Raw genomic sequence first — 14,874 nt, 5'->3', positions numbered from 1 at the left:
TGAAGTTAAAAAAAGAATTAATCTATTAAGGTTAATTCTTTTTTTTATAATTGACTATGATAATTACAATATTGAAACTATACTTTAAAATGCAAGTTAAATAGTTATCTCATATTTTATATTAATCTTAATAATACTACAAATGAGAACTTTTCAATATTATTAGAATGTTGTTATTACATATTTACTTAAAATTATAATATATAAATGTAATCTAAATAAATTTTTTAAAATATAAATTGCAATAAGCACCAATAAAGCTTTATTTTATATCAATCATTTATTTAAAGAAGTTATAATAAATATTAGTTGATTAATATTTAGTAATAAAGACTATTTATAAACATAATATATATAAATATATGTATCTAAACTATATTTTTATAAAACAAATTCACTTGTTACAAATAATCAAATTTTTACTATAAATTTTATGTAATATTTTTTTAAATAATTACGTTATAGAATCATATAATTGTTTGAAAATATTAAATTAATGATATTGTAAATTGTGAGCTTTTTGAATTCATTATAAGGTATTTACAGTTCTATTTAGATGAAGAATAATTATTAATTTAAATATGCTGGATTAATATATTAAATGAATTTAAATGATTAAATTTCAATATATTCCAATAATTAAAATATATAATATTAAAATATAATAAAAGAGTTTTATTATATATGAGTAAATTTTAATATTTAAACAATAATAATTAAAAAAAATATGTAATTTTACAAATCTATAATTTAGATTAATATTTATGCCTAAATTACTATATATAAAAATGTAATTTATTATTAATCAAGAATTACATAATAATTAATTGCTATGAATAATATCTTTTTGTTTGACATTAAGGGTGATTTAAATTTTATACTATTTTAAAATGGATTATAAAAGAAAAAGATCTTTATTAAATTACCTTAGAAAGCTTGATATACGCATACTTTTAGTTTTTATTATCTTAATACTTTTTGGGTTGTTTTTGTTTTTATTTCAGTTGTATAGACACGTAGATTGTAGTCAAATAGATTTTGAAATAATTTCAGAGAGAAATCAAGTCGGTGAAGTGATAAGCTTCAAAAATAAAACTCCAAATGCACAAACTTCTATATGGGATTTTGGGGACAATACGAAAGAATCAAAAGAAAAGGATCCATTACATAAATATGAAAAACCTGGAGTTTACACAGTAAGTTTGCAAGTAAATGGCTCTTGTGTATTTCAGAAAATTATCGAAATAAAAGATTTAGGAGCTATCATAGATGAATCAAGAGTGCCAAAAATAATAGCTCCGGAAAGTGTGACTGTAGGAGATCCAGTCAAGTTCTATTATAATTATAAAGGTGAAGCATTTTCGTGGGAATGGAATTTTGGCGAAAGTGGTCAGACTGATAATACCTTTGAATTTCCAGCTTATACTTACAGCATCCCAGGGATAAAAAGAGTTACTTTAATCATTAATGGTGATGTTAAGCATATGGGGAGCGTTGACATATATGTGAAACCTCGGAAGTTAGTTAAAACTAAAACAGACACTATACATTCTTATGAACCTGAAAAAGATGCAAATCTCTTTCAATTGCCTAAAGGATCTCCGCAAAAAGATCCTTTGGAAGAATTCTTGAGAAGAATACCAGGGGTACCACAGCCTAACCCTGTACAAGACAAAATTAAAAAAGCAAATGATAGTATAGCGCCAAATATATCCCAGTATCAATTTGAATTGTTATTGCTAGACGTAGCTAAGCAAGTAAAAACACAAGAAGATTTTGCGAAATATACCTGTGGAAATTATGATTTTCCAGTGGTTAAAAACAGTAAAAAAATAATGCCATTTACCCAATTTTGTGAGCAAATCAGTAATAAAAAAATAAAGATTGAAGCATTAAGACTTACAAAAGACAATAAAAATTGCATTAAGGGAATTGATATCACATATAAAGTGAAGAAATCACTCATTTGGATTTACGACTAAAATAATATAAACTGAGATGCAGAAAGAAGAAGCTTTATTTCATGAAGAATTACATACAGCATTAGAGTTAGCAAGGAAGTACGCAACTGAAAACAGAAATGCAGAATACGGACCTTCACATCTTTTAAAAGCTATACTACATAGAGATCTTTCGTTATTAAAAGAGTTAGAATCAATGAAGAAAGATGTTTTCTTCATTGAAGAATGGGCTGAGGTGCGTATAGACGATGAACTTAAAGCAGGTCGTCCCACTCAACCTGAACCTAATGGTGATATTGATAAAGTAATAAATGAGGCTGATGAAATAAGGGATATATTAGGAAGATCTGAAGTTGATTTGTATTGCGTAATGGTAGCATTAGCCACACCAGGAGTAGGATTTACCTACGATCAAATGAAAAGTTTTCCAGTAGTTAGAGAAGAATTGTTAACAGAGGTAGATCATAATACAACTTTAGAGGCTACAGAAGAAAAAGCGACCAATTCCAAATCCATTAAATACTTATTTAAATATTGCAAAGATAAATTAGTACAGGTACGAAAACGTCCTAAAAAAATTGTTGCTAGAGAAAAAGAGATTAAAGAAATCGTTGAGATCATTTGTAGATTCGTTAATCCCAATGTGCTTTTGCAGGGATATCCAGGAGTAGGGAAAACAGCATTAATTGAAGGATTTGTTAATCTTGTAGCAAATAAACAAGTTCCAGATAAATTAATAAAAACAAAAATTTACGAATTAGATTTAGGAACTTTAATCGCTGGAGCTTCTTACAAAGGAGAAATTGAAGATCGATTAAAAAAGATATTGCAAGAGTTAAAAACTTACCCACAAGCAATATTAATTATTGATGGTATTCATGTATTACTAGACAAGAATAGTGATAATGCTGGAATTTCGAGTATTTTAAAAAGTGAACTTTCCGGTCAAGAAGGATTAACATTGATTGTTACAACAACCATAGATGAATACACCAAAAAAATAGAAAAAGATGAAAGTCTTTCTGGAATGTTTGAGGTAATAAAAGTAGAAGAACCTGATGAAAAACAAGCATTTAGAATTATAAAATCAGCATTAACATCTTATTTGGTTCATCATGAAATAAAAGTTACGGATGACTCTATAGAGGAATCCATAAGATTGTCTAAAAGATATTTAAAAGAAAAAAGTCTACCAGAATCCGCTCTTAATTTATTGGATCGTACCATGTCTGTAATTAAAACGGCAGGTATATCTTTTTTAAAAGAGAAAGAGGTACTTCAAAAAAGATTAGAAAGCATAAAGCAAAAAGAAAGTTATACATCTAATAAAAGTTTAGAGTATAAATGGTTTTATGAAGATTTAAAAAGAAAATCCCAATATTTATTATCCCAAGAAAAGGAACTTAGTGAAGATATTGAAAAATTATCAGAAGAAGAATTATATAATTATCTAAATCAAATATTAGAAAAACTATCAGAAGCATCTTTGGCTAAAAAGGAGCATATTGAACCCATTGATTTAGCCGCTGTAGTAGCTCAAAAAACTGGCATTCCATTAGGGAAGCTTCATTCAGAAGAAAAAGACAGGCTACAAAACATGGAAGAGATTCTTAAGAAAAGAGTAGTAGGTCAAAATTATGCTATTCAAGTCATTACAGAAGCTGTTTTAGAATCAAGATCAGGCTTAAGTAAAGCAGGACAACCCATGGGTTCCTTTTTCTTCTTAGGACCAACAGGAACAGGGAAAACAGAGTTAGCAAAATCATTAGCGGATTTTTTATTCCAAGATGAAAATGCGATCATACGTTTTGATATGTCGGAATTCAAAGAAGAACATTCAGCAGCTTTATTATATGGTGCTCCTCCAGGATATGTAGGATATGAAGAAGGAGGATTATTGGTTAATAAAATTAGACAAAAACCCTACTCAATAGTTTTGTTTGATGAAATTGAAAAAGCCCACTCTTCCGTATTTGATGTATTCCTTCAAATTATGGATGAAGGGAAGTTGCATGATAGATTAGGAAAAGAAGGAGATTTTTCAAATGCATTAATACTATTTACATCCAATATTGGTGCACAGTTTATTGTCAATTCAGTTAATGAAGGAAAAGGTTTACCCCCTTCTAATCAATTAATGGAAATCATGACGAATAATTTTAGACCAGAATTCTTAGGACGTTTAACGGAAATAATACCATTCAGTCCAATCACTAAGGAAAATGCTTTAGGAATATTTAAAATTCATTTGAAAAAAGAACTGTTAGATTTAGTACAAAGCTTAAATATAAATCTTGAGATTTCAGACGAAGCCCAATCTTATTTAGTAGATAACGGATTTAACGCAACTTATGGGGCACGACCATTAAAAGGAATAATAAGATCTGAATTAAGAAGACCAATGGCTAAAAAGATTATCTCAGGAGAGATTAAAGAAGGAGACCAAGTGGAAGTATATCTTGAAAATAAACAATTAAACTGGAAAATAAAATAATAACTTAAAAATAAAATTCTATGTTGTCAAATTTTGGAATAGGTGGGAATGAAGTCCCATTAGATGCAAATGAAGCGATACTAGAGATCGCTCAAAACAGAACATTAATAGCACAAAAATTAACAGGAAATCCACCTGTAAAACCTGAGATTGTTGAAGGTTTAAATACCGTTGAACAAGTTTTTGAACATTTTAAGCCAGAAGTTAAAGTTAATTTTGAAGATGCAGAAGGAGCAACAAAATTCGAAGAGTTAAAATTTAAAAACTTAGGAGATTTTGGAATCAAAGGGATAACTGCCCAAAGCAATTTCCTAACAGATTTAAAAATGGAAAAAGAGCAATATCAAAAAATAATTAAACAATTAAAAACTAACAAAATATTAAAAGCAGCCTTAGAAGATCCAGATGCTAAAGAGGCTTTAATGGAATCAATCGAGGGGTTAATTAATGAATTAAATCAGAAATAATCATGCCTAAAGACGAAATAAAAACTCAGGTTCAAACCAAAGGGGTTTCCGTAGTAGAAACCGGAAGAAAAGCAGATGTTCAAAAAGGAATTGATAAATTAGCCAAATTCGGTGGATTTGATTTATTAGAATCAGCCATTGAAAATGTGCAAAACATGAATCCGGAAAGAAAGGCAAGACGTCAAATATTTTTAGGAGATTCAAGCAAAACCAATGAAAGAACTGCCCTTAAAAAAACTTTAGAGTTATGGTTGGAAGTATTAAAAGGGAATAACAACCTTACTGACATGGTAGCTCAAAGCGAAGATAAGAGTAAAGTAGCAGAAAAAACTTTGCTTAAAAACTTAGCTACTGCTGTAAAAGAAACAGAAGAGTTAGAAAAAGCATATAGAACTATTGCCTTGTTTTATAAAAATACGGAACAAGACAAAATAAAAAATGTATCTATTGTTAATGCAGAGATGGATCAATTAACAGATCTAGATAATACTCGTTTTATTGATGCTATACATAATGAATTGGTAGATAACTACGATAGATTAGACCTTAAAAACAACTATGGATTGTTAGTAATTCCTGGTTATTTAGGCGGAAACAAAGTGGTTGAAAAATGGGCAAAAATAGCACATCAAAATAAAGTTATGTTAGTAACGGATTTCGCTCATTTAGACGAACCGGACGATGTTATGGAAATGTTTGATGAAGCTTATTTAACAGGTGGAGATATCTACAGATCAAACGTTTTAATGACTTGTAATTGGCTAGTGGGTAGAGGTAAATTTGATGAAATTGAAGAAATTGATGATTTATACGTACCACCATCTGCAGCACTAGCAGGAAAAATATATAAAACTTTAATGTCCCAAGTTACAGCTGGTAAAAAATTCGGGGGAATTAACGAGGTTGATGGAGTTAAATTTGACTTGAAAAAAAGTGAAATTGCAAATCTTGAAAATATGGGATTAATTCCTATGGTTAACGAATACGGAAAAGTGATGGCTTTCTCTGGGAAAACATTATTTAACGGTGATAACTTAGGATTACAAACTTATTCAGTTGTGCGTGTTTTTGACTATGTTACAAAAGTTTTAATGGACTTTTTAAATCGTAGAGCTTTTGAAAACTTTACCGCTAAAACAAGAAAAGAAATTATGAATCAGATCGTAAGATTTTTAGATGGAATCACTGGTCCTGATAAATTAATTGAAAACTTTGAAGTGAGAAGATTTGAACAAGATCCCGTACAAAAAGATAGAATTTATTTGGATATACATATGAAACCATATTTCCCAGCTAAAAACTTCCTAATAAAAATGGATGGACATAAAGGAGATGATGGAAACGAATGGGATACTGAATACGAACAAAAATAAATTAAACTACATAAGAAAGGAGATAATTTCTCCTTTCTTTTAAAAACAATAGTATGTTTAAAAGGATTATCAGCAATATAATTTTACCGATTCTATTAATTAATTTTATAAATCTACATTCTCAAGAACAAATTCTTGATACCTCGGACCATGAATTAATAACTATTTCTGAGGATACATTAGTTACAAGAGTAGTGGATTGTAATTCTCTATTTACATTAAACAATAGGAAAATAGATTATTTAAAGAATCGTCCATATATATATGCAGAACCTTATTACGAAAGAGCCTACAATGATAAGAAAGAATATGGAGTTTTTCAGTTAGGTAAAAGAAAAGGAACCAAGCCCTTTTTATATATTAAATTGTTTAAATTTAACACTTGCCTAAAACAAGACGAAGTTTTAGAATTTATATTGGATAATGATTATCGATATAGAATAAACAATATATACAAGCCCAATTGTGACGGTATATTTATAGGTGAAATTACCCATAAAGATATTAAGAAATTAGAGCAAGGATATGTGAAAAGTTTAAAAGTTTTGACTTTTGATGAAGATTTTGAATTTCATTTAACAGATGAAAAATCAGAAAAATTCAGAGATGAATTACAATGCCTAAGGTATCAAAATTTTAAATATAAATAAACATGCCAATACCTCAACTAGGTTTATCTCTTTCAATTACAGATAATGCAGGATCATCCATGTACACAGGAAATGGAGAAAGGGAAAAAATGGCTGAGTTCGACTCTGCTTTAAGACAGCACACCATAACCATTACAATTTCAGATGAAAAAATAAATGAAGTAGAGCTAGAAGTTCAAAAAGGAATTTTAAATAAAGTTAAAATTCCGACCTATAAGATGATGGTAACTGATGATAAAACAGAAGAAAAGACTTATTATGAAGTAACCAGAGATTCATTATTATTTAATAAGCTAAAAAATGAAGAAATCGGAGGTTTTTCTTTTTTAGGCTTAAATATTTTGAAAAAAAAGATGTACAATATTCCTGTTTTAACTTTTGAACCATTAACCTCTAAAATTGAAAAATTTGAGGTATCTAAATATAGAACTAAAAAACAGGATTACTTATCGTATAATCTTTTAAGAAATAAAGAATCTGCGACACTAGTTGCAGGAAAATTGCCACCCAATTTTTTTAACACAATCGAGACCAATCATTTTTTCTATATCGTTGACCATAATGAGGGGCAAAAGTTTATGGGAGATATATCTTATAGAGAAAAATTTGTTCAGATAACCCCCAAAGTAGAAATCAACTTGATTAAAAGATCAGACCATATAAAAGAATATCAATTAGATAAAAGAGGAAGAATAAATAAAATTATTTATTTATAATAAGATAAGAACTATTGAGTTATGTACGGCATATACTATAAAAAACCATTAAATTTTAAAGATATAATTGAAAAAAAAGATTTGGAAAAAACAAATCTTGAAAAGTCAATTATGCAATATATAGATTTAATAGTAACAACTTCTTTTGGAGAATGCAAATTCCAAGAATTATTTGGATGTAAAGTTTGGGAAATGGATTTTGATCTTTTATCAGACGATAATTCTTTAAGAGATAGAATTAAAAACAATATCAAAGATGCATTAAAAATGCACGAATGCAGGCTGGAAGTAACTGAAATTATAGTTACCATTGGAGTTGGAAGAGTTGCAGCATTAAGCAACTCATATAGAGTAAAAAAAGGAGTGGTTGCCTTAATTAATGGCTTTATAAAAAAAACAAATAGACCATTTGTATATAAATCTGAGTTCTACTTAGGACCCTTATCTTACGTATAAATTATGGATACACAAGAAAGAATTAAAGACAGAATACTACGTAGAGCAGCACAAACCTGGGGATATACAGATAGTGAGCTAGAAACCTCTTTTGATCCAATCGTATCCTTACTTTTGGAAGCATGTAGTTCTGAACTTGAAAAAATATCAGCGGAGCTAAACAATTCACGATCTAGAATTATTGAAAGATTGCTAGAGATCATGTCTCCGGAAAATAAAACGGGAGTAATTCCCGCGCGTTCTATCATGCATGTAGTTCCTCTAGAAAATAATTTTACAATTTCGTTAGAGCACCAATTTCAATGTAAAAAAACAATTCAAAACATTTATGATCCACTAAATCCTACAGTTAAAGAAATATGTTTTGGACCTACCTTGCCTTTCAAATTAACCCAAGCATCCTTAGAATATTTAGCCTATGGAAATTCCTTATTTTCTTTAAAAAGAATCATACACAAAGATCCATTAGGTAAAATAAAATCACATTTATCTCCAGGTGAACTTTGGTTAGGATTAAAATGTCCTAAAGACGAAACAGTAATTGAAAAATTAATGTTTTTTACAGATATCAGAAACATTTCTCAAAGAGAAGTATTTTATAACTATTTAAAACAAGCCAAATTCTACATAAACAATAAACAAGTATCCTTTAAAGAAGGATATAATGTTCCAAATTTTAAAATAGATATAGATGCCGTTGTAAATAAAAATTACAACAAAATAAATCAATTATATACAGATGTAAATAACTTCTATGCAGATAAATTCATACATTTAGAAGAGGATATATCACTAGAAGAAGAAGGAATTTTTGATTTACCTAAAGAATTAGAAGAAATATTTAAAGATAAAAATTTAAATATTCAGGAAAGTGGAGATATTGTATGGATAAAAATCCAATTTCCAGAAGTGGTGATCAATGATATATTGGAGAACGTAATGCTTTATGTTAATTCTATCCCTGTTTTAAACAAAAAATTATTAAATCAAAGTCAAACTATAGATTCATTTATAAACTATATCCCCCTTTCCTCTGATGATACATTCCTAGATTTAGGAATCATCCATGATTCCAGAGGATTTAAGTATCATATAAAAGAGTTTTCAGAAGGTAATTTAGAAATAGGAGATGCCACGCTAAGACATACAGGAGTTACCCGTTTTGATGAACGTAATGCCTCGGAACTAATACAATATCTCATTGAACTTCTAAAAGACGAAAGTGCATCCTTTACGGTGATTGGAGGAGATTTTATAGACGGAACGATAAGAGAGGTGAATCAATTAATTGCAACTTTAGAACAACATATAAAAGAAAAAAAATTCACTAAAACTAGTTTTCCTTACGTCATTATAAGACCAAAATCACCAGAAACGAAAGGAGATAATGATATGTTTACTATTACCTATTGGGTAACAAGCGGAGAAGATGCCAATGATTTAAGAGTTGGGACTCGATTAGATGGTGTATTGGCAGGGGATTTTGTTCCAAATTCAGCTATGTTAATAAGTACATCAGTGGGAGGAAAAACAAGACTAAGCACACAAGAAAAAATTATTTCTTATAGAGAAGCATTACTAACTAGAGGTAGAGTGGTAACATTTGCAGATATAAAAACGTTCTGTTTAAATCATTTCAAATTCTCAATCTCATCAGTTGAAGTCCGAAAAGGAACCAAAGTAGATTCATCAACCAACAAAGGATTTGTAAGAACCATTGATATAGTTTTAACAAGAAATGATAAAGCAGAATATCAGGTATCAGATTTTGAATGGCAATACTTATGTGATAACCTCTTACATAAATTAGATTACGTATCATCCAATGTATATCCATATAGATTAATTGTAAAATGAAAAAAATATTAGTAGTACTGTTATTAATTTTCTTCTTTGTAATGTCTTGTAGAAGTCGATATTATAAAGATATACCTTTTAAACTTGTTTATAACCAACAGGATATTGAGAAAAGTCTGAATGTACCTAAATATAAGTATAGCATTTTAGATACCTTAAATCAGGAATATGAAATGAACTTAACCGATAGGGAAGTATACTTAAAAGAAAAGTATTCTATTGTATTAGGAGTTAAGCCACAAGAAGTTAAAAATTATAAATTTTATGATTTTATAGACCAATGGCTGGGAACAAAATATTCCGGTGAAGGATTTACCCGAGATAGCCTAAATATGGCGCCATTTGTAAGTGCATTGTATCAATATACTTACAAAATTAAGCTACCCTCAAACGCTATGGGAATGTTTAAATCCAATCAAGTAAGTTTATTTACTGGAAGAAAATATTTAGAAGAAGGAGACATCTTATTTTTTAGATATGGTAAAGACAGTCCTGTTTCAGATGTAGCTGTTTATTTGAAGAATAACAGAGTTCTAACCACATCAAAGAGAGATGGCTTAATAATATCCGATTTTAATAATGACTATTTTCAATTAAGATATATATCTGCTGGAAGATTAATATTACCAGAAGATAAAGAGTCCAACTAAATAAAATGGAAAATACAGAAAAACATACTATTCAAGAAATACTTAAAAACAGAATAAACTCTTTAACAGATGATTTAAGAGCAGAAGTTATAGTATCAGAATTAATCCATAAGATTAAAGAAGAGGATAGAAATTTTCTGGTAGATTTTAAAGGACAATTTAAAAGACCATTTAGAAAAGACGTTTTAGGCGCAGAAATCGTTGATTTTAATTTTGATACCACTCAATTTGTTAAAATAAATCTCTCTAGAGACGGAATTTTTGATACACTCCCACAAGGATTATTTCATGCCTCTGAAAAAAATAGGCAGAAAATAAGTGTAGATGAAATGACCCAAGAGTACAAAACTCATAAAGTAGAAGAAGAATACGCCAGAAAATTCTTTCTACCTTTTGAAAATGAATTCTTCCTTAAATCTATTGAAAGAGAAAATAAAGAGAAAGAAATATTATTAGAACTAAACGGATCTAAGCCCATAGATTTCTTTTATGAATTTTGGAATTTAGACAGAGATCTTCCAGAAATATTAATGTCTAAACTCATTAGAATACTTCCTTACACCAATCAAATAGTCGGGAATTTAGAACTAACAATCCATTGTCTAAGTTATTTAATTGAAGAAAAGGTTGAAATTGCAGAACAAACTTATAAAGAACAATCCAGCACCGAACAAGATATAACTTTGGGCGATTGTCGTTTAGGATTAGACATGATTTCAGGTAGTGCTTATTTAGATTATTCATTATATCTGGAATTTAGAATAGGAGAGCTAAAAAAAACATCATTTGCAGAATATATTCACGAAGGGAAAATGAAAAAATTCTTAGAATTATTTTACGAATTTTTTTTACCGATGGAGATAGATGTAAAAACAACAATTTTACTTAATAAAGAAGAAGAAATATTTGATTTTAATAAGACAGCCGTATTAGGTATAACTACAAGAATATGAATTTTAGAACTTATTTTAAAGACTTAATAGACCCTACAATTATAGTTGGAATAATTGTGATCTTAATTGTTTTTACACTACTAACAATTTTTTTCGGGTCTAAAGTAGGCGATTTTAAACAAAAATATAAATCCAAGTATATAACTTATCTGATAGTATTATTTTTAGGAGTTTCATTAATAACCTTTATAGGTTCTTCAGAAATATTTAATAACCAATTGGATAATATTTTAGTTTTCTATCAAACTATATTTTTTATGGTTGGGGTTACGCATACCTATTTATATCGAGTATATTTTAATAGATTTGAAAAAAGAAGCATAAAGCAGAGTTGGGTAGAAGGATTGTTTACTCTACTAATATTTGTTTTTAATATAATACCTTTTGTACTCGTTTTTACAATTGTAAAAGGAAATACTTATGCTTATACAATGGCGGGTTCTACAGTATTTTTTATAGTGCCCTCTTTAATATTTTTAACATTTGAATCCACAATTTCAGTACCTCCTAAGATATATAAAACTTGGAAATTTCCCGAAGATCATTCATTTCCTGATCCATTAAATAGCGATTATAGAGATATGCTCGTAGTAACCTTTGTATTTTACAAAAATCCTGAATCAGATGTACGAACAGAGTTTAGAGCAAAAGCTCCAATAAGAATGGATTTTGGTCGTTTATTTTATCATTTTGTTAATGACTACAACATTAGAAATCCTGACGATACCATAAAGTTAAATGATACAGACGGAGAAAGACAGCACTGGGTATTTTATTTAAAATCAAAGTATCTAGGATTTGCAAAATTTATAAGACCTGATTATCCTTTATATATGAATAGTATAGAAGAGAATAGTGTAATTATATGCCAAAGAACTCCTCCATTAATCGATGCTGAAGAAGGATTAAAATATATGGAGAAGGAAATTGAAGGAGAGGAAAAAGCTAAATCTAAATCTAAAAAAAAAGAAAATAAAAATATTTAATTAAAGATAAATCCCTGCCATGCTAGAAAAATTAAGTAAATTTCCCGTGAATTGGGTAGATGGAATGAAGATAAATAAATCTCATTTCATAGCTATGCAAGAAAATTTTGCAGATGTAACAAGAGATGCAATAGGGAGCCATGTAACCCCTATAAGCTACGGCTTATTACCCGTACAAACCCCTTTGGAGTCCATTAAATTATCCCTAGTTATAGATAACCATAAGCTACTAAGAGTAAAAGTTGAAGAATGCCACGCCATAACTCCTAATGGATCAAGAATAGAGATTAGTTCGAAAGACAATGCTATTGATACACAAATGCCTTATCCGGAAGCAGTCTATGACATAGAACAAGGAACAGAATTAGTTTTATTAGCAAATATTGTTGTAAATCCGGTAGAACAGATTCCTTTCGGAGAATTAGATCCAGAAGAAAACCCTCCAAGATATCCATTTTTACATCCCACTTATAGATTGCATTTAGAATTAGAAGGACAAAGTTCACAGCAAGCGGCCCATAAATCCTTTCAATTAACGGTGGGGAAAATACTTGTAAATAGAGATCAAACCCGTTTACAGCCAAACTATATACCTCCTTGTACGATGACAAACAGTCATAAAGAATTAATTGATGCTCATACCAGAATTGATCGATTCATGGGACAATTAGAATTGTTAGCCGTACAAATAGCCCAAAAAATAAACAGGAAACAGCAAACCAATGAACTAGCGGTAATGGTATTGAAGTTGTCGGAAATAATAATTACCTATTTAGGAAATGAGATAAATTCCTTACGGTGGATGGGGCTTTATTCTACTCCGGCATTTATGTTTGATAAAATAGTCCGTTTAGCAAGAATTATGAAGAATTACGTAGATGCTAAATCAGGAGCAGGGAAGGAAGAATTACTTAACTATTTAGCAGAATGGTGTGGATTATCTCAAGGAGATTTTGAAGTTTTATTTACAGATTTAGTGAATGTTGGATACAACCATATACAAATAGATAAAACATTAACACAAGTAGATAAATTTATGCAAACCATAGAGCAATTATTTATTTCACTAAATAAATTAGACTTTATAGGAAAAAGAAATGATACTGGAATATTTGTAAAAGAAAGATTAGAAAATGATCCGATTGAAAAAAATAAAAGGAGTAGATTTTTTGATGAATAAATAAATTAACCGATGGAAATACTAAATAAAAAAGAAAGATTTATTTCATTTATAATTTTTATAAGTCTATTTTTAATTACAACATTAATTATAATATGGGCATTGTTTTACAATGTCTACCTGCCTAAAAGAGAAAATGCTCAACTAAAAAAAGAAAATAAAGCACTTATAACTGAATTTAGATACCAGGCTAGGTTTGAAAATCAAATGGAAGATTTAAAAAAATTTATTGATTCTATCGATTTACCTAAACAAGATTTAAACACAAGTTTCTATTTTCAACAAAAAGCTATAAATAAAATTATAGAAATAGAACAAGGAATACCTAAAGAAGACAGTGTAAGAAGAGGACTGCTTTACAAGAATTTTTTGCTAACAAGCAGGTCGTTAATTGATGCAAAAAAAACAATTAAAACTTACGGTCAAAGTAAATCAGAAATAGATACTTTATTGGCGCAGATTGTCACTTACAAAAAGCAAATTGAGCTAATGAAAAGAGACTTAGATATTTGCAGAATGTTAAATAAAAAAGATTAAGAATTAACTTTTTTTTAACAATTGTGGATTTTAAAAAATATGAAAAATATACTTATATTTGTAATATAACTAAAATTATTTAATTTAAATTTATTTATTATGTCATTTAAAGCAAAATTAGAAGTAGCTGGAAAAACGTACAATGTACTAAATGTTAATTATTCTTTAGCTCAAGAAACAGATCCAACGGGTCGTCCATCTTCTCAAACTAGAGGAGGGAGGATTGAAGTTACTGTAGAATCTACTGGAGAAACTGATGTTTTCGAATGGATGACTAATAGTTTCGAAAGAAAAGATGGTAAAGTAGTTTTCATCAAAAGAGATTCTGATGCAACATTAAAAGAATTAAACTTTACCGATGGTTATGTTGTAAAATACAGAGAAAATTTTGATTCAATTGGATCAAATCCATTAACTGAAACTTTCACAATCTCCGCAAAAACTATTAAAATGGGAACTGGAGAGCATGTAAACGAATGGGTGTAATTTATATACCTGAAAGTTAGCTTTTAGTAAAAACTTTTAACTCTTTTATCTTAAAGAGTAATTGAGAAGGGAGTTTTAAGCTCCCTTCTCTTGTAATATTAATAATCC

Annotated in this window: 14 protein-coding genes; all 14 read left to right on the top strand. The window is 28.9% G+C overall.

Going from position 1 to position 14,874, the window contains the following annotated elements; all coding sequences use genetic code 11:
* Positions 1 to 890 precede the first annotated feature (890 nt).
* The 14 genes from ETU08_RS06820 (at position 891) to tssD (ending at position 14,766) form a co-directional block, all read left to right on the top strand.
* Positions 891 to 1,982, top strand: a complete 1,092-nt coding sequence (locus ETU08_RS06820) for a PKD domain-containing protein (protein ID WP_146262282.1) — start codon at positions 891 to 893, stop codon at positions 1,980 to 1,982.
* A gap of 16 nt (positions 1,983 to 1,998) precedes the next feature.
* A complete protein-coding gene (locus ETU08_RS06815; RefSeq protein ID WP_146262281.1) occupies positions 1,999 to 4,455 on the top strand; it encodes an AAA family ATPase in 2,457 nt (818 codons plus the stop codon).
* A 20-nt stretch (positions 4,456 to 4,475) separates the two neighbouring features.
* Positions 4,476 to 4,922: a hypothetical protein gene (locus ETU08_RS06810; protein WP_146262280.1), complete on the top strand. Its 447-nt coding sequence runs from the start codon at positions 4,476 to 4,478 to the stop codon at positions 4,920 to 4,922.
* A gap of 2 nt (positions 4,923 to 4,924) precedes the next feature.
* Positions 4,925 to 6,295 carry a DUF5458 family protein gene (locus ETU08_RS06805; protein ID WP_146262279.1) on the top strand — a complete coding sequence of 457 codons (1,371 nt, stop codon included), beginning with the start codon at positions 4,925 to 4,927 and terminating at the stop codon, positions 6,293 to 6,295.
* Between the two features lie 53 nt (positions 6,296 to 6,348).
* Complete coding sequence (locus tag ETU08_RS06800) at positions 6,349 to 6,945, top strand: hypothetical protein (RefSeq protein WP_146262278.1); 597 nt, start codon at positions 6,349 to 6,351, stop codon at positions 6,943 to 6,945.
* 2 nt (positions 6,946 to 6,947) lie between these two features.
* Positions 6,948 to 7,661, top strand: coding sequence for a hypothetical protein (locus tag ETU08_RS06795; RefSeq protein WP_146262277.1), 714 nt, complete (start codon positions 6,948 to 6,950; stop codon positions 7,659 to 7,661).
* 21 nt (positions 7,662 to 7,682) lie between these two features.
* Positions 7,683 to 8,117, top strand: a complete 435-nt coding sequence (locus ETU08_RS06790; RefSeq protein WP_146262276.1) for a GPW/gp25 family protein — start codon at positions 7,683 to 7,685, stop codon at positions 8,115 to 8,117.
* Positions 8,118 to 8,120: 3 nt separating this feature from the next.
* Positions 8,121 to 9,974, top strand: a complete 1,854-nt coding sequence (locus tag ETU08_RS06785) for a type VI secretion system baseplate subunit TssF (RefSeq protein ID WP_146262275.1) — start codon at positions 8,121 to 8,123, stop codon at positions 9,972 to 9,974.
* Positions 9,971 to 10,624: a C40 family peptidase gene (locus ETU08_RS06780; RefSeq protein WP_146262274.1), complete on the top strand. Its 654-nt coding sequence runs from the start codon at positions 9,971 to 9,973 to the stop codon at positions 10,622 to 10,624. Before ETU08_RS06785 ends, ETU08_RS06780 begins: the two co-directional genes overlap by 4 nt.
* Before the next feature lie 5 nt (positions 10,625 to 10,629).
* Positions 10,630 to 11,577 (top strand): type VI secretion system baseplate subunit TssG, encoded by a 948-nt coding sequence (locus tag ETU08_RS06775; RefSeq protein WP_146262273.1) that lies wholly within the window; start codon positions 10,630 to 10,632, stop codon positions 11,575 to 11,577.
* Positions 11,574 to 12,563 (top strand): TssN family type VI secretion system protein, encoded by a 990-nt coding sequence (locus ETU08_RS06770; protein WP_146262272.1) that lies wholly within the window; start codon positions 11,574 to 11,576, stop codon positions 12,561 to 12,563. Before ETU08_RS06775 ends, ETU08_RS06770 begins: the two co-directional genes overlap by 4 nt.
* 19 nt (positions 12,564 to 12,582) lie before the next feature.
* A complete protein-coding gene (locus ETU08_RS06765) occupies positions 12,583 to 13,743 on the top strand; it encodes a hypothetical protein (protein WP_146262271.1) in 1,161 nt (386 codons plus the stop codon).
* Positions 13,744 to 13,755: 12 nt separating this feature from the next.
* The gene (tssO, locus tag ETU08_RS06760; RefSeq protein WP_146262270.1) at positions 13,756 to 14,280 is read left to right on the top strand and encodes a type VI secretion system TssO; all 525 of its coding nucleotides are present in this window, start codon (positions 13,756 to 13,758) and stop codon (positions 14,278 to 14,280) included.
* A 99-nt stretch (positions 14,281 to 14,379) separates the two neighbouring features.
* Entirely contained in the window at positions 14,380 to 14,766 is a 387-nt protein-coding gene (gene tssD, locus ETU08_RS06755) for a type VI secretion system tube protein TssD (protein WP_146262269.1), read from the top strand.
* Positions 14,767 to 14,874: the final 108 nt, after the last annotated feature.

Origin of the sequence: Apibacter muscae, from assembly GCF_007845635.1 — a bacterium.
In the GTDB taxonomy this organism is placed as follows: domain Bacteria; phylum Bacteroidota; class Bacteroidia; order Flavobacteriales; family Weeksellaceae; genus Apibacter; species Apibacter muscae.
Note: the sequence above shows the minus strand (reverse complement) of the source record. Positions and strands in the feature narration are given on the sequence as shown.

Coding starts and splice junctions, on each gene's coding strand:
- ETU08_RS06820 (WP_146262282.1), top strand. CDS start 891: ATGGATTATAAAAGAAAAAGATCTTTATTAAATTACCTTAGAAAGCTT.
- ETU08_RS06815 (WP_146262281.1), top strand. CDS start 1,999: ATGCAGAAAGAAGAAGCTTTATTTCATGAAGAATTACATACAGCATTA.
- ETU08_RS06810 (WP_146262280.1), top strand. CDS start 4,476: ATGTTGTCAAATTTTGGAATAGGTGGGAATGAAGTCCCATTAGATGCA.
- ETU08_RS06805 (WP_146262279.1), top strand. CDS start 4,925: ATGCCTAAAGACGAAATAAAAACTCAGGTTCAAACCAAAGGGGTTTCC.
- ETU08_RS06800 (WP_146262278.1), top strand. CDS start 6,349: ATGTTTAAAAGGATTATCAGCAATATAATTTTACCGATTCTATTAATT.
- ETU08_RS06795 (WP_146262277.1), top strand. CDS start 6,948: ATGCCAATACCTCAACTAGGTTTATCTCTTTCAATTACAGATAATGCA.
- ETU08_RS06790 (WP_146262276.1), top strand. CDS start 7,683: ATGTACGGCATATACTATAAAAAACCATTAAATTTTAAAGATATAATT.
- ETU08_RS06785 (WP_146262275.1), top strand. CDS start 8,121: ATGGATACACAAGAAAGAATTAAAGACAGAATACTACGTAGAGCAGCA.
- ETU08_RS06780 (WP_146262274.1), top strand. CDS start 9,971: ATGAAAAAAATATTAGTAGTACTGTTATTAATTTTCTTCTTTGTAATG.
- ETU08_RS06775 (WP_146262273.1), top strand. CDS start 10,630: ATGGAAAATACAGAAAAACATACTATTCAAGAAATACTTAAAAACAGA.
- ETU08_RS06770 (WP_146262272.1), top strand. CDS start 11,574: ATGAATTTTAGAACTTATTTTAAAGACTTAATAGACCCTACAATTATA.
- ETU08_RS06765 (WP_146262271.1), top strand. CDS start 12,583: ATGCTAGAAAAATTAAGTAAATTTCCCGTGAATTGGGTAGATGGAATG.
- tssO (WP_146262270.1), top strand. CDS start 13,756: ATGGAAATACTAAATAAAAAAGAAAGATTTATTTCATTTATAATTTTT.
- tssD (WP_146262269.1), top strand. CDS start 14,380: ATGTCATTTAAAGCAAAATTAGAAGTAGCTGGAAAAACGTACAATGTA.